The 18,050-nt window shown below is 46.2% G+C and carries 20 protein-coding genes; 15 read left to right on the top strand and 5 right to left on the bottom strand.

The window, feature by feature from the left end:
- Positions 1-49: 49 nt before the first annotated feature.
- Positions 50-820 carry an ATP-grasp domain-containing protein gene (locus H6F72_RS18920; RefSeq protein WP_190439134.1) on the top strand — a complete coding sequence of 257 codons (771 nt, stop codon included), beginning with the start codon at positions 50-52 and terminating at the stop codon, positions 818-820.
- Positions 821-995: 175 nt separating this feature from the next.
- On the opposite strand, the gene H6F72_RS18915 is transcribed toward H6F72_RS18920, so the two are convergent.
- Positions 996-1,256, bottom strand: a complete 261-nt coding sequence (locus H6F72_RS18915) for a hypothetical protein (RefSeq protein WP_190439131.1) — start codon at positions 1,254-1,256, stop codon at positions 996-998.
- A 120-nt stretch (positions 1,257-1,376) separates the two neighbouring features.
- On the opposite strand from H6F72_RS18915, the gene H6F72_RS18910 reads away from it, so the two are divergent.
- Both H6F72_RS18910 and H6F72_RS18905 read left to right on the top strand, forming a co-directional pair.
- Complete coding sequence (locus H6F72_RS18910) at positions 1,377-2,129, top strand: hypothetical protein (protein ID WP_190439124.1); 753 nt, start codon at positions 1,377-1,379, stop codon at positions 2,127-2,129.
- Positions 2,130-2,231: 102 nt separating this feature from the next.
- Positions 2,232-2,441 (top strand): hypothetical protein, encoded by a 210-nt coding sequence (locus H6F72_RS18905; RefSeq protein ID WP_190439122.1) that lies wholly within the window; start codon positions 2,232-2,234, stop codon positions 2,439-2,441.
- A gap of 103 nt (positions 2,442-2,544) precedes the next feature.
- Here H6F72_RS18905 and H6F72_RS18900 read toward each other — a convergent pair whose 3' ends face one another.
- On the bottom strand, positions 2,545-3,081 hold the full coding sequence (locus H6F72_RS18900; protein ID WP_190439119.1) for a hypothetical protein: 537 nt from the start codon (positions 3,079-3,081) through the stop codon (positions 2,545-2,547).
- Positions 3,082-3,381: 300 nt separating this feature from the next.
- Between H6F72_RS18900 and H6F72_RS18895 the strand changes: the two genes are divergently transcribed.
- The 5 genes from H6F72_RS18895 to H6F72_RS18875 all read left to right on the top strand — a co-directional run bounded on the left by H6F72_RS18895 (position 3,382) and on the right by H6F72_RS18875 (position 9,040).
- Complete coding sequence (locus H6F72_RS18895) at positions 3,382-3,963, top strand: hypothetical protein (RefSeq protein WP_190439116.1); 582 nt, start codon at positions 3,382-3,384, stop codon at positions 3,961-3,963.
- A gap of 281 nt (positions 3,964-4,244) precedes the next feature.
- Positions 4,245-4,796 carry a heme NO-binding domain-containing protein gene (locus H6F72_RS18890; RefSeq protein ID WP_190439113.1) on the top strand — a complete coding sequence of 184 codons (552 nt, stop codon included), beginning with the start codon at positions 4,245-4,247 and terminating at the stop codon, positions 4,794-4,796.
- Positions 4,762-6,153 (top strand): sensor histidine kinase, encoded by a 1,392-nt coding sequence (locus tag H6F72_RS18885; RefSeq protein ID WP_242017018.1) that lies wholly within the window; start codon positions 4,762-4,764, stop codon positions 6,151-6,153. The genes H6F72_RS18890 and H6F72_RS18885 overlap by 35 nt, the downstream gene beginning before the upstream one ends.
- Positions 6,154-6,362: 209 nt before the next feature.
- Positions 6,363-8,066, top strand: a complete 1,704-nt coding sequence (locus H6F72_RS18880) for an NAD(P)H-quinone oxidoreductase subunit 4 (protein ID WP_304940952.1) — start codon at positions 6,363-6,365, stop codon at positions 8,064-8,066.
- A 341-nt stretch (positions 8,067-8,407) separates the two neighbouring features.
- Positions 8,408-9,040, top strand: coding sequence for a glutathione S-transferase family protein (locus H6F72_RS18875; RefSeq protein WP_190439111.1), 633 nt, complete (start codon positions 8,408-8,410; stop codon positions 9,038-9,040).
- Positions 9,041-9,080: 40 nt separating this feature from the next.
- Here the strand turns inward: H6F72_RS18875 and H6F72_RS31185 are convergent, their stop codons facing one another.
- From H6F72_RS31185 to H6F72_RS18860, 3 genes are all read right to left on the bottom strand, one after another.
- The gene (locus H6F72_RS31185; protein WP_348252030.1) at positions 9,081-9,710 is read right to left on the bottom strand and encodes a PspC domain-containing protein; all 630 of its coding nucleotides are present in this window, start codon (positions 9,708-9,710) and stop codon (positions 9,081-9,083) included.
- A gap of 178 nt (positions 9,711-9,888) precedes the next feature.
- A complete protein-coding gene (locus H6F72_RS18865; RefSeq protein ID WP_190439109.1) occupies positions 9,889-12,117 on the bottom strand; it encodes an ATP-binding protein in 2,229 nt (742 codons plus the stop codon).
- A 106-nt stretch (positions 12,118-12,223) separates the two neighbouring features.
- Entirely contained in the window at positions 12,224-12,550 is a 327-nt protein-coding gene (locus H6F72_RS18860; protein ID WP_190439107.1) for a carbohydrate porin, read from the bottom strand.
- A gap of 127 nt (positions 12,551-12,677) precedes the next feature.
- Here H6F72_RS18860 and H6F72_RS18855 point away from each other — a divergent pair, with 127 nt between their 5' ends.
- The 7 genes from H6F72_RS18855 (at position 12,678) to H6F72_RS18825 (ending at position 17,935) form a co-directional block, all read left to right on the top strand.
- Positions 12,678-13,010 (top strand): hypothetical protein, encoded by a 333-nt coding sequence (locus H6F72_RS18855; RefSeq protein WP_199299177.1) that lies wholly within the window; start codon positions 12,678-12,680, stop codon positions 13,008-13,010.
- Between the two features lie 69 nt (positions 13,011-13,079).
- Positions 13,080-13,838: an alpha/beta fold hydrolase gene (locus tag H6F72_RS18850; RefSeq protein WP_190439106.1), complete on the top strand. Its 759-nt coding sequence runs from the start codon at positions 13,080-13,082 to the stop codon at positions 13,836-13,838.
- Positions 13,839-13,893: 55 nt separating this feature from the next.
- Complete coding sequence (locus tag H6F72_RS18845) at positions 13,894-14,292, top strand: hypothetical protein (protein ID WP_190439104.1); 399 nt, start codon at positions 13,894-13,896, stop codon at positions 14,290-14,292.
- Positions 14,270-15,058 (top strand): DUF4886 domain-containing protein, encoded by a 789-nt coding sequence (locus H6F72_RS18840; RefSeq protein ID WP_190439101.1) that lies wholly within the window; start codon positions 14,270-14,272, stop codon positions 15,056-15,058. The genes H6F72_RS18845 and H6F72_RS18840 overlap by 23 nt, the downstream gene beginning before the upstream one ends.
- A gap of 82 nt (positions 15,059-15,140) precedes the next feature.
- Positions 15,141-15,554, top strand: coding sequence for an ADP-ribosylation/crystallin J1 (locus H6F72_RS18835; RefSeq protein ID WP_190439097.1), 414 nt, complete (start codon positions 15,141-15,143; stop codon positions 15,552-15,554).
- Between the two features lie 147 nt (positions 15,555-15,701).
- Positions 15,702-17,306: a ribosomal protection-like ABC-F family protein gene (gene abc-f / locus H6F72_RS18830; RefSeq protein ID WP_190439093.1), complete on the top strand. Its 1,605-nt coding sequence runs from the start codon at positions 15,702-15,704 to the stop codon at positions 17,304-17,306.
- 158 nt (positions 17,307-17,464) lie between these two features.
- The gene (locus H6F72_RS18825) at positions 17,465-17,935 is read left to right on the top strand and encodes a DIP1984 family protein (RefSeq protein WP_190439089.1); all 471 of its coding nucleotides are present in this window, start codon (positions 17,465-17,467) and stop codon (positions 17,933-17,935) included.
- Positions 17,936-18,050 lie beyond the last annotated feature (115 nt).

Raw genomic sequence — 18,050 nt, 5'->3', positions numbered from 1 at the left:
TAGGCAAACATCTACAGAATTTAAATAATTTCATTAAGGATGAGACCGAATGTTTTGGGTTATTCAGGAAAACTTAAAGAATGAGATTGGTTTTGAAAGGTTGCTTCAGGCGATTAATTTAAGATCGCTACCTTTTGAGATCATCAAGATAATTCCATTTTCCCATGACTTTGTATCAGAACCGCATATCACTGAGGACGCTGTCATCGTTTCCGGCTCAACGGCGCTCTCGAAAATTGCTATGGAGCGAGGCTGGAAGCCCGGTGCGTTCCTTAATGATAACTTTGACTTTTCTGTATGGAAGGAAGCGTATAAAGGGCTGCTTCTGAATGAGGATGGCACTATCGAAGAATTCGGTAAACTTGACCCTAAAGAACCTATTTTTGTGCGACCTTGCTCTGACCACAAAACTTTTGCGGGTTTCATTATTGAGCCTGATAAGTTGCAAGCTTGGCAAGAACAAATATTCGGTATTTCCGATGGCTATGCTACGTTGACACCTGAAACTCTCGTTTTGTCAGCAACACCAAAACTGATCTATGAAGAATACAGGTTCTTTGTAATTGACGGGCAAGTGATCACAGGTTCGCTTTACAAAGCTGGAGACCATCTACGTTATTCTCAAGATTGCGATGAAGAGGCAAGGGCTTTTGCTGAGTCTGCCGCGCAAGTGTGGCAACCTGACAGGGCATTCGTGATAGATATAGCCACAACACCAAACGGACCAAAGATCATTGAGATAAATTGTTTAACTTCGTCAGGATTCTACGAAGCAGACGTAGATTGTCTTGTGGGTGCTTTGGAGAAAAGTTTTGGATGAACTTGATCGATTGCTGCACTATTACATGCCGCGATCGCCCTCACACGAAAACATAAGCGATCGCCTAGCCCAAGAGCTTGCAATAGCTCCATCAAATTAGAAGGGAGATTGGCGATCGCCAACCAATAGAAGCGACACGAAAAATGGGGAGATGGCGAATTGGCAGACATACACCCTACAGCTTTCCTTCAAACCGCTGATACCAGATAATATTCGCCGCTACGGTAATAATGAGAGCAGCCCCTCCTCCAAGTTCCGCCAACATAGGGTTGTAATCACCACGGCTGAGAGTTTTCATCCAAAGATGGGTGCGCTCCGAGGAGACAACTAGATCTGCAATTACGGGAAAAAGATATATCAGTGCTGCACCCACAATGAGCCAGCCCACCATAGAGGCAAGGATAAAAATGGTTTTAGCTTTAGATTGGCTACCCATCAGCGATCGCACTAGACAACTAAAGTCGAGATTAGCATGGAAGATGCGCTGTGTCGGCTCTACTGCAAATTGCGGTTATATTAGGAATGCAAACTCTGCAAAAGTTTCTAACTTTCAAGAATGAACGATATTGAAATTCTTAAAAAGTTTCTAGAAGTTCCATTAGAAAATTCAGAACCTATTTTTCAATACTTTCTAAGTATTCCCGATAAGGAGATCGTTTTTCGAGGTGAGCGGCCAGAGCGATTTCTTTACATCCGAGGACAGCGAAAGGATAAAGTTTTGCTGGTGGCTCATGCTGATACAGTTTGGGATAATTCTATTGAAATACCTGAAAATGCAAAACATGAGCTGATTTTCTCCAACGGTGTTTTTCAATCTTCAAGCTCAGTCTATGGGATTGGAGCTGATGACAGAGCAGGATGTGCAATATTGTGGTTGCTTAAAGACTTAGGTCATTCACTATTAATAACTGATGGCGAGGAAGCAGGAGGTTTAGGAAGTAGTTGGTTGATGAGTGATCCAAAAAATTCTGATATTGCAGACGAGATTAATACTCAACACCAATTTATGATCCAACTGGATCGTCGGCATGGCTCAGACTTTAAATGTTACTCGGTTGGCACAGATAAATTTCGGGACTATGTGCAGCGTATGACCGGGTATACAGAGCCCGATCGCTTTGCCTATACTGATATTGTCACGTTGTGCCGAGAGATTACTGGCGTTAATCTCAGTGTGGGATATCGTAACGAACATTCGCACAAGGAAAACTTGTTTGTAGACGAATGGCTAAACACACTGAACATATGCCGAAAATGGCTTTCTGAAGAAGATCTACCACGCTTTCTTCTTGGGAAAACTTCTGCTTAAGCTGAATGATAAGTCACTGCGGATTAGAATCAAAACATTGCTTCTTGGTTTAGGTCGCAAAGGTTACTTGCCGTTGTTAGTTTTCACTGTTAGGCGTTATCTATGAACGAGAAGGATGTGCTCGGAAAATTCGTCAATGTAGGTGGCTCCGTTGGGATTATCGTGGGGCTTCCAGATGATGAAAACATTCCGGAAGACCATTACGCTATTTGGTATGGGCAAGTTTCTGATACGGTTCTTGGCAGACCACGAGTGAGAACCGTTCCCACCGAATACTGTGAATTCATTAACGAAATTGACTATTACCACTAACGGATTTATCACAGCAGCAAATGTCGTAGCCTATTTTGATCGATGAGATGGGTTTGAGGCGATCGCTGTCTATTATTGATGGTTTTAAGAACTACCGCGATATTTACTTCACCAACTCCATCGATTTGAGAATGTGTTCATATTCAGCGCGATTGAGGGCTTTGCAGAACTCATGGCTACCCGTTGCTGAATTCAACTGCCAAACTGGGGAAATCATCACGGGATTGCCTTTGACAGGAATGAAACTTTGTATAGAACTTCTTCCTTCATAGGTTTCCTCATACATTTTCACAGCGCCAACCACAGATTCCACTTCCCCAATCTGCTTCAATTTGCGGGGGCTATCTTTTGAGGAAGCGATCGCAAAACAAGTGCCATCTTCTCCTTCGTAGGCGATCGAATATCCTGTATCATCACCTCCATTGGCATACTTCACGCTAGCCCCATCAGCGCTGATAAGTCGAAAGCCTTTTGGAACATAGGTCGGAGCGACGATTGGAATCGGTAATTTTGTTAATTTTGCCACTTGTCCTGGAGAGAGTAGATTTCCGGTTGAGGCAGGCGATCGCTGTTCTACACTACTGGGCTGTTCTACACGACTAAGAGGTGTCGCGCTTGCTTCAACTGACGGCGTTAGCAAGGTTTCCCTAGGCTGTTTGGTGCAACTGGACAGCGTAAGCAAAAAAATGCTAGTTAAAAGCATCAGTCTTTTCAGATAGAGCGAGTGCATCTCAACATGACTCCTTACAAAGTATCTACTCGGCTGCAAATATAAATCTCTACAAAAGCCAAGCAGATTTTTCGGAAGCTTGTTCACATTGTCTTGGTACTGGCTTAGCCATCCCTTTTGCTAAGATGGATTCTGAAACGATCGCCTAACATTGTTTTGGAGAAATTGTTCCACAAATATCCATCAAATAGTTAGCAGCTTCTATTAGGGATGTCAGGATACAGCCTAGCGAAAGAAATTATCACCCGCGCTTTCCCTCAGGAGCGGCTAGTCCCGCAACTGGAAGGGGAGTGGTGCGGAGATTTTTCTCTGCCCGTTGAGGTCGCTTGCTACTACGCTGAACTAGGTCCAGATGATGTAACCATTGATGCCTACGGCAACCCCTTCTTCCTTCCCTCTCTGGCTGATTTATGGGAGTTTCAGGCAGGGTACCGCTTCCACCCCAAGACAATGGAGCGGTTCGAGGGTTGGTCGGATGATTGGTTCGTTGTCGGTTATCAGGGCGGCGATCCCTTCATCTTCTCACGCTCCTCTAGCAGGATTTTGTACGCGCTGCATGGACGGGGAGCTTGGGATGCCAATGAGTTATTCAGGAGCTTGGAGGCAATGGTGACGACGTTCGCCATCATTGGGGATGTAGTCGTTGGGGCGGGTGATGATCTGACGGATGAGGAGAGTTACCTACAAAGTAGGTATGTGAAAGAGGCAGAGGAGAGGGTCGCGGATGTCTTGGGTTCTAAAGGAGAAGCCGAGACGGTGCTGAGCAGCCTCGGTTGGGCAAGTCGCAGCTAACCACAGCATGAGTCTGGCGGCCATCCAACTCCAAGAACTTAGGGCGTGGTTACGCTAGGTGTTAGCTTGAAGGAATGAGAGCAGATTCTGAGACGATCGCTTCACAGTTTTTCCTGACACTTAAGAACTGATTTAACATGGTATAGAGGGTAGACCTCTTCACTTCAGAAGTGGGCAATCTATAGAAAGAGTATTTTGTCGATCAACTTTCGAGCAACCTAATCTCAGAGGGATTGTAGGCAAACTACGCAGCAGTTTGAAACAGCACCACAGGAGCTTTTATGTACGGCTTAGTCAACAAAGCAATTCACGACATGGTGTGTGCTCGTTTCGGTGAAGAAACTTGGAATGAGATCCAGCGTAAAGCGGAAGTCGAGATTGATACGTTTATCAGCATGGAGTCTTACCCAGATGACTTGACCCACAGACTGGTGAAGGCTGCGAGCCTGGTTTTGGATTTACCTGCTTCAGCAATCATGCAAGCCTTTGGCGAGTTTTGGGTGCAATACACTTCTGAGGAAGGGTATGGTGAACTGATGGCCATGAGCGGTGATACGCTGCCCGAATTTTTACAGAACCTAGACGACCTGCATACCCGGGTCGGAGTCAGTTTTCCAAAACTTCAGCCACCATCTTTTGCCTGTGAGGAATTGGAGGAACAAACGCTGCATCTTCACTATCATTCTCATCGAGACGGACTAGCGCCGATGGTGGTGGGATTGGTAAAAGGCTTGGGCACACACTTGAATACGGATGTTGAAGTCACCCAGACTCAAAGCAAGTCTGATGGTGCAGATCATGATGAGTTCACTATCCAGTACAACCCCAACTGAACCTTTGATGCAGCCTCAGTTCACCTTGTCACCTCAGTTGCTGGCAAAAGCATTTCCTTTCCATTTTGTGTTTAAAGGCGATCGCACCATTGTCCAGTCTGGGGAAGTTTTGCAGCGGCTGATTCCTGACATCATCGGGGCACAACTTGACAAGTGCTTCCAGATTCAGCGTCCGATCATTCAAACTGCTGACTTTGCTGCCATTACTAGGCAATCTAACAGCATATTCATGCTGAAATCACTTCATAGTGAAATGACTCTCAGGGGGCAGATGATGCCTATTGAGGACTGTGGGGCTATTTTTTTCCTGGGTTCTCCGGTCGTTACGGAAATTAGCCAGCTAAACCAGATTGGCATCAAACTAAAAGACTTTGCCATTCACGACTCTGCTGCCGATTTTCTCTTTCTATTGCAAGCGAAAGGTCGGTTAATGGATGAGCTAGCAGAACGGGAACTGAAACTAAAAGACACCTTGAGGGGCAAGGAAGAGATTGCTCTGCTTGCTGAGGCAAGAGCTAGAGACGTAGAACAAGCTCTCGAAAACCTACAGAAAACTCAAGCACAACTGATTCAGGCTGAAAAGATGTCTGGGCTGGGACAAATGGTGGCAGGAATTGCCCATGAGATCAATAATCCAGTTAACTTTATCAACGGCAATCTCACTTACACGGATAAGTATGTTCAGGATCTACTTACCCTAGTTGAACTTTATCAACAGTACTTTCCGCAAGCGTCTCCTGAAATCATTGATTTCATGGAGGAGATGGACCTGGAGTTTGTATTGAGTGATTTACCACGTCTAGTCGCATCGATGCAAATGGGAAGCTGTCGGATCAGAGATATTGTGCTGTCATTACGCAACTTTTCTAGATTGGATGAAGCAGAACAAAAAGATGTGGACTTACATGAAGGAATCGATAGCACATTATTAATTCTCAACCACAAGCTGAAGCAGGGTATTGAAGTGGTTCAAGAATATGGAGATTTGCCAAAAGTCCTGTGCTATCCAGCTCAGTTAAATCAATTATTTATGAATATTATTTCTAATGCTGCTGATGCCTTACTTGAAGCAGATATAAAATCAAAGCAGATTGTGATCCAAACCAGTGTAGATGACTCTAAGCAGGTCTATATCCGCATTCAAGATAATGGACATGGCATCTCCCCGGAAATTAAAGAGAAGATTTTCAATCCCTTCTTTACGACAAAGCCTGCTGGCAAAGGGACAGGATTAGGGCTATCAATCAGCCAGCAAATTATCGAAAAGCATCAAGGCACAATTGAGGTAGTCTCCGAGTTGGGCAAGGGAACGGAATTTGTTATTAAAATTCCAATTTCTTTGGTAGCTAAAGCTTAATCAATACAGCTCTAGTTAGAAGCGCGTGCTGATTCAATGAACGTAGCTCTCAGTGAATCAGTGCTGTGAATGGGTGAGCGTAAGTAAGTTTTCTTTTTATGAAGCATAAATTTGCTGAATTTATACCTACGAGAAAGACTTATTAATAATGCTTCACAAAGTCTAGTAAGATACCTTCATTACACAGATGAGTATCTGTTTTTATCGACATGATGATGGATCGATTTCCTTGGCTCACCGCGATCGTCCTACTGCCACTCATTGCTGCCATGTTCATCCCCTTGTTGCCTGACAAAGGTGGCAAAGTGGTGCGCTGGTATGCTCTCGCTGTAGGCGTCATAGACTTTGTTTTGATGTGCTACACCTTTTGGACGCATTACGATACGAGCAGTGCAACCTTCCAAATTGTGGAAAAGGTTGCCTGGGTACCGCAGTTAGGTCTGAACTGGGCAGTTTCGGTTGATGGCTTGTCCGCCCCGTTAGTGCTGTTGGCTGGGCTGGTGACGACGCTGTCCATATTTGCGGCTTGGCGAGTCGATCGCAGACCGCGATTGTTCTATGGCTTAATGCTATTGCTATATGCCGCCCAAGTCGGCGTATTTGTCGCTCAAGACTTGCTGCTGTTCTTCATCATGTGGGAGATCGAGCTGGTTCCGGTCTATCTGCTCGTTTGCATCTGGGGCGGGCAAAATCGTCGTTATGCGGCGACCAAGTTTCTGATGTATACGGCGATCGCGTCCATCTTCATTTTGGTGGCGGCGCTGGCGATGGCATTTTACGGCAGCAATACTACCTTCGATATCGCAGAACTTCACCTAAAACAGTTTCCGCTGGCGCTCGAACTGCTGCTATACGCAGGGCTATTAGTCGCCTTTGGGGTTAAGCTCGCGATCGTACCTTTCCACACCTGGCTACCTGATGCTCATGGGGAAGCTTCTTCCCCAGTGTCGATGGTTTTGGCAGGCGTGCTGTTGAAAATGGGCGGCTATGGCTTAATTCGCTTAAATCTTGAGCTTTTGCCTAACGCTCACATCTACTTTGCGCCGATTCTGGCAATTTTAGGAGTAATCAACATTGTCTACGGCGCGTTGAACTCCTTTGCCCAGACAAACATGAAGCGTCGCCTTGCCTACTCATCGATTTCTCACATGGGATTCGTCTTACTAGGTATTGCTTCCTTCACGGATGTAGGGGTGAGCGGGGCACTGTTGCAAATGATCTCCCACGGGTTGATCGCAGCGGTACTGTTCTTCCTCGCAGGCGTGACCTACGATCGCACCCACACCATGATGATGAATCAGATGGGGGGTATCGGTCAGGCATTGCCTAAGGTATTCGCTTTGTTTACGATTGCGGCATTGGCATCGTTGGCGTTGCCCGGAATGAGCGGTTTTGCTAGTGAGATCGCTGTCTTTATGGGCATCACGACGAGTGATGTTTACAGTTCCACCTTCCGCACAGGAACCGTATTTTTCTCGGCAGTTGGACTCATTCTCACGCCTATCTATCTGCTCTCAATGCTGAGACAGGTGTTTTACGGGCCAAGTTCAGAACTGATGTGTGATCTGGTGCCTTCCTGCGACTTGGACGATGTCGAATTGAAGAGTCAAGGGAATGACGAAGCCTCTTGCTTTGGAACCAACTGCGACCTACCTGTAGACGCTAAGTTTGAGGATGCCAATCCCCGTGAGCTGTTTATTGCGGCTTGTTTCTTAGCGCTAATTGTGGGAATTGGGTTCTATCCCAAAATGGCAATGCAGATGTATGACGTAAAAACAGTTGCGGTGAACGCTCAGGTGCGCGAGTCTTACCGTCAAGCAGTTCAAGCGAATCCTCAAATCTATGCCAAGGGTTTTTGGAACTCGACTATCTCAGAATCTAAAGCACCTCCGCTTTTGGGAGTGGTGCAGTAATACTTGACTGCCTTGATTTTGAGGAGTGAAATAAAGCGCTAAGTTTTTTTACTCCTCAAAATCTATTTAAACCAAAGTCTAGAGTTAGACGTAGCGATTATTGTTTTGTGGCTTGTTGTTTTACAATTGCCCTCAGCAATAATCGCTTTTTTGTAGTTTCTAAAACTGGATTGAGTAGCCTAGGAAGCGATCGCGCTTCCACTGCAATGTTGGTCTCTGGCTAATTTCTTCAAAAATAGAATATTTGATTCAAAGCTATACCTAAGGAGCACGAAATCGGTTTACATTAATGCCAGATTGTTCAGGTTGCTGTTCAATTTCTAATTAATACTCTACAGATTATGACCCAGCTTACCCTTTACGGCACTCCTATTAGTACTTATGTGCGGACGGTTCGGCTACTGCTAGAGCAAGCAGGCACAGACTATGACCTTGAGAGTGTTGATATCTTCAATGGTGAAAATCAATCAGCGGAGTATCTTGCCAAGCATCCTTTTGGCAAAGTACCAACTTTACAGGTAGACGAAGAAGTCATTTACGAAACTTCTGCGATTACGGGTTATCTGGACAGCGTAGTTGCCAACCATAAATTTAGTCCTACTGATCCGCTGGCTCGTGCTCGCATGCAGCAGATTATGGCCATCATTGATAGCTATCTTTACGCACCTGTGATTGGTACTATCGTGATCCAGCGTCTCATTGTGCCTAGTCAGGGTGGTCAACCCGATGAAAGTAAAATTCAAGCCGCGATCGCGCCGGCAAAAACAGCTTTAGAAGCGATTGAAGCTTTAACCGTTGGTAGCCCTTATCTCTTGGGTAGTGAGATCAGCATTGCTGATTTCTTCTTAGTTCCCATCTTTATTTACTTTTCTCAAACTCCGGAGTTTAACACCATTACTGCTCAGTCTCCTAAAATCCAGGCATGGTGGCAGGAAGTGAGCCAACTTCCTGTGGTTAAGAAGGTTTGTGCTTAAGGGCGATCGCGCCTGTGCCAGGGATAAGGAGAGCGATCGCCTAAGTGGACTCTGCCGCTGGCTCAAATGGAAATGCCAACCACAACCAGAGATACAACGGTAGTCCCAGCATTGGCATGATGACTACTAAGGCAACTGTGGCAATCCTGACGCCTAAAAGTGGTAGATGCCAACGCTGGGCGATCGCTGTACAAACCCCTGCAATTACCTGATGGCGGTGGCTGCGATAAAAAGCAGCAGTTGGTCTTGGGGATGTTTGTATCCCTTGGTTTGGCCTAGTAACTTTGAGAACGAAAGAGATTAAGAGTCCAAATGTACCCAACACACTAGATGGAATGGTGAGCATCAATCCCCAAGGGGCGAAGGTCATGCCTGTGATTAAATTCCCTAGTTGGGGATTTCCCACACACTTGTAGATCGTGATTTCTACATCACAGCTAAAGTGTTCAGCCAGAGCTAGTCCTCCCCAGCCCATGAGCAGTGGCACAACCCCGTAGAAAATGCAAATACTCAACAGAAATAAATGCCAACGCAGTGACAGAGAACGCCGAACGGCGATCGCTCCCAAAGCTGGCCCAATGAAAAATAGTAATCCAATCAAGCCAAAGGATAAAGTGGAGCTGACAAAAAAGAGAACCTGAGTCAGAAAAGCGTTAAAAGCTTCAACCACGGCAGTCGTTGGGGGAATCGTTGGTATTTAGTCTAGGATGAGCGTAAGAGGTTTGATGACCTGGCAAAGCCGCTCCTACCTAGTCAGCTTATGTTTTCTGTAACCAACTGAAATCGCCCAGTTAGGTCATCCTGTAGAGCGATCAAGGCAGCGATCACTAGTCGTTCTTTGCTATTCCTCATCCTTTCTCTTGCCTTCCACCCACCAACGCTACTGACTGTTTCTGCTGGCAGATCGGAATTCGAATTAAAAATTCAGTTCCTTGTCCCACCGTGGAAAGACATTCCAGCTTGCCGTGATGTTTTTCAGTGATGATCTGATAGCTGATCGACATTCCCATGCCTGTTCCTTTCCCAACCGATTTTGTCGTAAAGAAGGGGTCGAAGACACGTTGCTGTATTAGGTCGGGAATACCTGGGCCATTATCCGCGATCGCGATTTGCACCCATTGGTCGCTCACAATCGAGGTGCGAATGGTAATCCGATTAGGGTTAACCTGAAGCTTCTGAAAGCTCTTGCTGGCATTGCTCTCTTCCATCGCATCAATGGCATTTGTGAGAATGTTCATAAATACTTGATTCAGTTGCCCCGCATAGCATTCCACGTGAGGTAGAGAGCTGTACTCTTTGATCACCTCAATTTCTGGCCGTTCTGGGTGGGCTTTGAGGCGATGCTGCAAAATCATCAGCGTACTATCAAGTCCTTCATGAATATCGACTGGCTTGATCTCGGATTCATCCATGCGGGAGAAGTTGCGCAGAGACAAGACAATTTGGCGAATGCGATCGGTACCCACCCGCATTGAGGACAGCATTTTGGGTAAGTCTGCCTGCAAGAACTCTAAATCGATCTCTTCTGCTGTCGCCTGAATCTCAGGGCTAGGGTTGGGGTATTGCTGTTGATATAGTTGCATGAACTCCAACAGATCCTGGGTGTATGCCTGCACATGGCTCAGATTGCCATGAATGAAGTTAACTGGATTATTGATTTCGTGGGCAATGCCAGCAACTAACTGTCCCAAGCTAGACATTTTTTCGCTTTGAACTACTTGGGCTTGGGTTCGCTGCAACTCTCCTAGGGCGTTTTTTAATTCCAGGGTACGTTGCTCTACTCGGTCTTCGAGTTCTTCGTTGCTTTGCTCTAGAGCTGTAAATGACTCGCGTAACTGACGAGCCATGTGGTTAAAAGAGGTAGCGAGGATGTTGAATTCTTCAATGCCATTCTGCTCGACGGCTTGGTTCAAGTTGCCAGATGCCATCGCTTCGCTAGCACGGTTGAGCCGCAAGATAGGACGGATAATCCAGCGGGAGGTGAGAATGCCCATCACCGAAGCAACTGCCAAAGCACCTAAGCAAAGCCAAATGGTGGTGCGAGTGTTGGTGTTGATTTGTGCCATAAATGAGTTCTCTGGCACACTCATGACGACTAACCAATCCAAGCCATACTCATCGCGCCAAGGAGTGACATGGACATAATACGGCTCTCCTTCTAATTTCAGCCGTAGCTCTTGAGACCCAGCAATATTTTGGAAGCCGTTAAAGCGTTGTTGAACTTGTTGGGCAACTTGCTGAACTACAGGATCAGGGCTATTGATTGCCTCCAACCGCTTGATTTCTGACTTCACCAAGCTGAACGGTTGAGCTTGGCCAGAATTAGCAATGAGTGTGCCGTCTCGCTCCAGAATAAAAACTTGACCTGAGCGACTGATGGCTAAACTCCTCAGGAAGTCGCTCAGCTTGAGGAGAGAAACATCGATACTTACCATACCCAGCAACTGCTTATTCGCGTCGTAGATCGGGCGACCTGCTGAGGTGGCAATATAGACTTGGTTAGGATAATTGACTACAAAGATTGGGGACCAAACGGGTTTACCCGCTTTGACAGGGCCTGTGTACCACGGTTGTTCAAAGTTGCTCCAATCCAAGGTTTCTAGCACACGGGTGCGATCGCCTTGGTCATCGAGAGCGTAGCTGATCCAATTGTTGCGCGGGCGGGCATCCCAGTCGTCCATTGTGACTGTTTTGCCGTCATAACGAGCGGCTCCCACTCCTTCTCCCGTCGTCAGCCCAATGCCAATGTAGCTCACATCATAGGCTTGCATCTGATGCCAGAAATACTTGCCTACGGTTTGGCGATCGCGAGTATCCAGCAGCCCCATCCGAATGGCATCCGCATTAATCTGAGCTACTTTGTGAGGAACTGAGAGATAAGAATCCAAATGCTGATTGACCTTACCGCTGCTGCGTTCCATCAACTGAGCCGCTAGATCATTCACCGCCTTCTGTCCGTTTCTAAAGGACAGGTAGCTAACTAGCCCCACTGCCCCAAAGATTTGGAGCACGAAGGGAACAATGAGGACTAGTTGGAGAGACAGCGCTTTGACTTTGCTGGAACGACGCATTTTCATGACCAGAATTTACGGCTCGTACCGATGTGATCCAGATCAGAGTTCCCAGCAAGTTCTGTGATATACCGCTCCAATCAATTAGAAATGATTCTTTTTGTAGGGGAATTTAAAAGTTAAATTGGGTGCGAAGATTGCCTACGTAAATACCGGGATTTCTATCGAAATTATTGGGGTTAAAGATGACATAGAAGGCTGGAGCGATCGCCAAATTATCCGTGAGAGGGTAATAATAGGAAGCTTCTAGCTCTAACATCGTGCCGCCATCTCCCCCATCTGACACGAAATATTTTCGCCCTTTGACAATATCTATCGGCACAACAAAAGTGAGTACCCGTAACGCTCCTGGTTTGCCTAAATCAGGAAATCCTAATCCAACTTGGAACGACTGGGTATTAACAGCTTCATCAATCGGTTTGAGGCTTAATATCGCCATAGCTATAACGACATTAAGCCTCAGTATTCTGCCAAACTTGTTCTTGAAGTAAGCGACATCATTAGCAAAATGAAACTTAATGCAACTTGCCGTAAACTTTGTGCCCTCCTAATTGACTAAAAACATTGTGAGTAGCTCAAAGCGGCATTGCCAAATTCGATTTTTTTATGATTGGGGATGTGATTCACCGTTTTGGTGTGGCAATGATGCAGCCCGCGATCGCTTTGGTGTCGGTCCTATTGAGCCTGAGGAGTTAGGACTAAGCGCTGAAATTTCTGAGCAGTTGCGATCGCTCGGCGCATGGCACGACACCGCACTAGATTGGAGCGATCCCCTTGGCCCTAGCCCTTGGCCACTAGAAGAATGCGAGCGCTTCAATACGGCAGTGAGCCAGCTATTGGCGCTGATCCGTACAGAGCTGGGTGACGAATACGAGATCATTAGCGACCGGGATTTATGATGGAGGCGATCGCATTGTTCATAGCATGGGTTCTGCGATGACCCCACATTACTTTTTTAATCAGCTGATATGCCCAAAATTCATGTGAATGGTCTTGATATCAACTACAAAATTTATGGTGAAGGAGATCCACTCCTAATGATTATGGGGCTCAGTTTTAGTTTGTTAGATTGGGGAACTGAGCTACCGGAACTGCTCTCACGGCATTACAAAGTCATTTTGTTTGATAACCGAGATGCGGGAGAAACGAGCCAAGCTGCGGGAGCTTACACCACAGCTCAAATGGCAGAAGATGCCGCAGATTTATTAAAAATGCTGGGTGAGACTAAAGCGCATGTGTTTGGCATCAGTATGGGCGGTATGGTAGCTCAACAGTTTGCCCTCAATCATACTGATCAACTCAAAAAACTGATTTTAGGCTGTACGATGGCGGGCGGAACCTGTAGCCAGTTTAATCCTCCTGCGGGGCTTGGGAGTAGCAGTATTTTAGAGCAGCTTTTTCCTCTGGGATTTTTGCAAGCGCATCAATTACGTATAGGTGAGTTTCTTCAAGCAACTGCACCTTACCACAGCCAAGGAGAAGCGCTGATCCGTCAGTATCAAGCGATGAGCACCCATGATACCTGTAGCTTGTTAGGTAAGATAACGGCTCCTACATTAGTAATCACTGGTGATAGCGATCGCATTATCCCGCCTCAAAATAGTGAGTTTTTAGCCAAAAATATCCCTGGTGCCAAACTAGAGGTGCTTACAGAGGCAGGTCACGCTTTCTGCTTCAGTCATCCAGAAACCACAGCCGCCGCAATTATCAGCTTCTTACAAAGCTAATGATTGATTCAGCCTGTATGCTTCATCCTATCTATCCTTCATTCCCAAACTGCTCATGATTGACGACTCAAACAACATTCTGGATACATTTAACCAATACGCTAAAACCTTCGAAAGCCTCAACCCCTTATCAGTTCTATCTTTTTATCACTACCCAGCTATCTTGATTTCGCCGGACAAAGTAGTAACTGTGAAAAACTGGATCGAAGGTTTTGTCGTGTTCACTGCTGTCATGGCGGAGCTCAAATTTCGGGGGTATGCCTACAGTGAAACTGAATCTCTCAGCGTTGATCAGTTGAGCGATCGCCTTGCTACTGTGAAAGGCATTGTCATTCGCTTTAAAGAAAATAGACAGAAATTAGAGCGCTTCGGTTTGGCTTACACAATGCGGCGAGAAAACGATGGCTGGAAGATTGTTGTGGGAGCACTTTATGAACTGGAGACCTCAGCATAAACGGCTATTAGTAGCGCGTCGTTTGATTTGTCAGGTATTAGTCATCGGGTTAGTCATGGGATGTACCAGCACACCTAAGCCAGAACCTAAACCAACTTTATCTATTTTATTCATTGGGAATAGCTATACCTATCAAAATAACTTGCCGCAAATCTTAGCGGAGTTAGCGAAATCAGGTGGGCAAGCCATCGTTGTAGATATGGTGGCGGAGGGAGGTTGGAAGCTGTTGCAACATGCGACCTCAGCTTCTACTTTGTACAAAATAGGACAACAAAAGTGGACCTTTGTGGTCTTACAGGAGCAAAGTGTCGTGCCTTCGGTTGAAGCCAATCGGACCCAAGAAATGTATCCTGCCGTCCGCCTCTTGGATGATCAGATTCAACAAGCAGGGTCTCGTACTTTACTGTTCATGACTTGGGGTCGCCGAGATGGATTTGCAGAAGTGGGACACCCAGACTTTGCCACCATGCAGTCACAGTTACAGGCAGGTTATCTCAAAATTGCCAAAGAACGTAATCTTCTAGTGGCACCTGTCGGCATGGCTTGGCAAACTGCACTAGCACAGCAGCCAAATCTGCAACTGTGGGAGAGTGATGGCAGTCATCCCAGCTTAACGGGCTCTTACCTGGCTGCTTGCGTGTTTTACGCTGTGGTCTACCGCAAAAGCCCTGAGGGATTGGACTACACCGCTGGTTTGCCGCAGGATACAGCTCAGGCTTTGCAAGCGATCGCGGCGACCACAGTCTTAAACCACTCGGAGCAGTGACACTCTTTATCGAAGGTGTAGTATATTTGTAGTATAAATCTGCCTGTCAAATTCAGGTCTGTGAATTCGGTACTGCAAAACTATGCTGCTCTATCGTCCTGTGGGACTCAAAGAACTGGAATTAATTGCTCAATCAAGCTTCCAGGCATTTCCGCCGCGCCTGCCAGAACAACCCATTTTCTATCCAGTTCTCAACTTTGAGTATGCAGAGAAGATTGCACGCGACTGGAATACTAAGAGCAATAGCTTTGCGGGCTTTGTGACTCAATTTGAGGTTGAGGATAGCTATGTGCAGCAGTTTGAAGTGCAAGTAGTGGGTGGTGCGATCTGCCAAGAGCTATGGATACCAGCCGAAAAACTTGCAGAGTTCAACCGTCACATCATTGGGCAAATCCAAATTTCTGCGGCTTTTTATGGCGAGAAGTTTCAGGGCGAGTTAGATGCTGCAACCAATATGCCAAAAGGAATTTCTGCCAGCGCGATCGCCCCTCAATAAGGAGCATCTGGAATCGGCTATTGTAGAGTTGTAGTTCGAGATCGATCAACTAGATCTAATTTTTTTCGTAGATAGATTGGAGAACAGAGCCATGAAGAATCTCACTTGGAATATTCGCGATCGCTTTATCCAAGTTGAGGTTTTGGGATGGAATCTAGAGTTCTCTTACGGGCAGAAAATCTTAGTTACAACTTAACGGCAGATAGAACCTTATTTCAGGAAATTGACGTTAGCATTCAAGCGGGCGATCGGATTGCACTCGTGGGTCCGAATGGTGTTGGCAAGTCTACGTTATTACAGCTTTTAGCAGGACTGGTGCAACCAAGTTCTGGCTCTATTTACCAAAAAGACAGCATCTACTATTTGCCGCAAATCAGCACATTACCCCTAGAGCAACAGCAGCAGACAGTGTTGGCATGGCTGAATTCCATCGCTGATGACTGGTGGGCGATCGCTGACATCCTAGAAACCAAATTAGCAACAGTTGTAGATCTCTCCCTCTCAATCGCAAATCTCAGCGGTGGTGAGCTGACCAAGTTATTTCTAGCGATTGGTTTGGCGCAAGAGCCACGCATCTTGTTGCTGGATGAACCAACTAATCATATGGATCTAGCAGCACTGGAGGCGCTAAGACAGTTTCTCTGTCATTTTTCTGGCGCTTTTGTGATTGTCTCCCATAAACCTTTCTTTTTGGATCAAGTCGCTAACACTACTTGGGAATTAATGCCAACAGGCATCCAGGTTTATGGAGGGAACTTCTCGTTCTACAAAGAACAAAAAGCGATCGCCCTAGAAAATGCTGAGCGTTCCCATGAGGCCGCCAAAAAAGACTTAAAGCGAGCCAAAGAAGCGGCGCTAAAAGAGCAACAACGGGCAGCGCGATCGCAACGAGAGGGACGATTACAAGCACTCGACAACAGCATGGGCAAAGCGGCCAAACGCTATTTTGCCAACCGCGCCTCAGCTACAGCGGGAACTGCGGCCAAAAAACATGACATAGCTCTAGTTCAAGCGCAGCAGAAGCTAGCAGAGACCAAAATCAGAACCTCAAAAGCCACACTAATTCGGTTGGAGGAGAAGCTACGCAAAGTCAGAAATCTGATTGATATCCAAGGCGCTGATTTAAGAGTGGGCGATCGCACCTTGATCAAAGACATCCAGTTGCATGTGAAAACTGGCGATCGGATTGCTGTGCTGGGAGCTAACGGTTCTGGCAAATCGACCTTAGTAAAAGCGATCTTGGGATTAGCAGCAACAGAAGCGGTTTTGGAAGCAGGAGAGGTGCGGCTAGCTACAGATCTACAAGCGATGTATTTAGATCAAACCTATGCTGTAGTCGATCGCCAGAAAACCATCTTAGAGAATATGCAAGCCGCTAATCCTCAACTGAGCTACCAATTGCTCCGCCAACAACTGGGGCATTTTCTCTTTTTCAATGAGACAGTATATCAATCTGCCGCCGTATTGAGTGGTGGAGAACTGGCTCGGCTGGCGATCGCAATGATTACCATCTCAGAAGTGGATTTGTTGATCCTGGATGAACCCACTAATAACTTAGATACTGTGACGGTAGAGCCCATGATTGCCGCGCTTAATCAGTATCAAGGTGCTTTGTGGGTGATCTCTCATGACCTAGATTTTCTCAGTCAAATCGGCATCACTAAAGCCTTGCGGTTAAACAAGCAAACTTTGCAGCCAACCACTCATCTCCCTAGCGACTCACCTAACTTTTATCGTGAATTACTTGCGTAATCGAGATATTCTCTGACTATACTTGACATGTATTATAATGTAGTATAAATTGTATTATAACAATGTTGATTGACTCAAGACTAATGGCGATCGTGCTTACCAGGCATTACAGATAAGCGATCGCTCAATTTCTAGCGTGTGTAGGGAGGTGAGAATCAATGAAATTAGCAGAAGCATTGATCCTCAGAGCAGATTGTCAAAAACGAATTGCTCAGTTGCAACAAAGATTGCTACGGAGTGCCAAAGTACAAGAAGGAGAACAACCTGCTGAGAATCCAGAAACATTGCTGAGTGAGCTGGATGCTGCGATTGCCCAACTCAGAACTCTAATCCAGCAAATCAACCAAACCAATGCTCGTACTGCTTTTCAGAATGCGACTCTCTCTGATGCTTTGGCAGAAAGAGAGACCTTGCAGATGCAGCGGAATGTTTATAGCAATTTGGTAGATGCAGCTTCTATCCGGCAAGAACGTTATACCCGTTCGGAGGTTAAGTTCTTCAGTACAGTAGCGATCGCGCAGATCCAGAACCAAGTGGATAGGTTATCCAGAAACTATCGAGAACTGGATGCTCAAATTCAGGCACTCAATTGGCAAACGGATTTGATTGAGGTCAGTAGAGAGACCTAACCCTCCAGCCTCTTCCCTAGTAGGGAAGGGGGAGAATATAAGCCCCTCTCCTCGCAGGGGAGGGGTTGGGGAGAGGTCTTCAAGTTGGTAGCCAAGCCAGCAGAAGCGAGCACAA

It is taken from the genome of Trichocoleus sp. FACHB-46, assembly GCF_014695385.1.
In the GTDB taxonomy this organism is placed as follows: Bacteria; Cyanobacteriota; Cyanobacteriia; order FACHB-46; family FACHB-46; genus Trichocoleus.
This window is presented reverse-complemented; position numbering and strand designations above follow the sequence as displayed.

Bases quoted from the DNA above. Each gene is read 5' to 3' on its own strand.
- H6F72_RS18920 (WP_190439134.1), top strand. From the start codon at position 50: ATGTTTTGGGTTATTCAGGAAAACTTAAAGAATGAGATTGGTTTTGAA.
- H6F72_RS18860 (WP_190439107.1), bottom strand. From the start codon at position 12,550: ATGGCGATATTAAGCCTCAAACCGATTGATGAAGCTGTTAATACCCAG.
- H6F72_RS18845 (WP_190439104.1), top strand. From the start codon at position 13,894: ATGATTGACGACTCAAACAACATTCTGGATACATTTAACCAATACGCT.
- H6F72_RS18905 (WP_190439122.1), top strand. From the start codon at position 2,232: ATGAACGAGAAGGATGTGCTCGGAAAATTCGTCAATGTAGGTGGCTCC.
- H6F72_RS18895 (WP_190439116.1), top strand. From the start codon at position 3,382: ATGTCAGGATACAGCCTAGCGAAAGAAATTATCACCCGCGCTTTCCCT.
- H6F72_RS18880 (WP_304940952.1), top strand. From the start codon at position 6,363: ATGATGATGGATCGATTTCCTTGGCTCACCGCGATCGTCCTACTGCCA.
- H6F72_RS18840 (WP_190439101.1), top strand. From the start codon at position 14,270: ATGAACTGGAGACCTCAGCATAAACGGCTATTAGTAGCGCGTCGTTTG.
- H6F72_RS18910 (WP_190439124.1), top strand. From the start codon at position 1,377: ATGAACGATATTGAAATTCTTAAAAAGTTTCTAGAAGTTCCATTAGAA.
- H6F72_RS18850 (WP_190439106.1), top strand. From the start codon at position 13,080: ATGCCCAAAATTCATGTGAATGGTCTTGATATCAACTACAAAATTTAT.
- H6F72_RS18825 (WP_190439089.1), top strand. From the start codon at position 17,465: ATGAAATTAGCAGAAGCATTGATCCTCAGAGCAGATTGTCAAAAACGA.
- H6F72_RS18885 (WP_242017018.1), top strand. From the start codon at position 4,762: ATGATGAGTTCACTATCCAGTACAACCCCAACTGAACCTTTGATGCAG.
- H6F72_RS18915 (WP_190439131.1), bottom strand. From the start codon at position 1,256: ATGGGTAGCCAATCTAAAGCTAAAACCATTTTTATCCTTGCCTCTATG.
- H6F72_RS18890 (WP_190439113.1), top strand. From the start codon at position 4,245: ATGTACGGCTTAGTCAACAAAGCAATTCACGACATGGTGTGTGCTCGT.
- H6F72_RS18875 (WP_190439111.1), top strand. From the start codon at position 8,408: ATGACCCAGCTTACCCTTTACGGCACTCCTATTAGTACTTATGTGCGG.
- abc-f (WP_190439093.1), top strand. From the start codon at position 15,702: ATGGAATCTAGAGTTCTCTTACGGGCAGAAAATCTTAGTTACAACTTA.
- H6F72_RS18865 (WP_190439109.1), bottom strand. From the start codon at position 12,117: ATGAAAATGCGTCGTTCCAGCAAAGTCAAAGCGCTGTCTCTCCAACTA.
- H6F72_RS18835 (WP_190439097.1), top strand. From the start codon at position 15,141: ATGCTGCTCTATCGTCCTGTGGGACTCAAAGAACTGGAATTAATTGCT.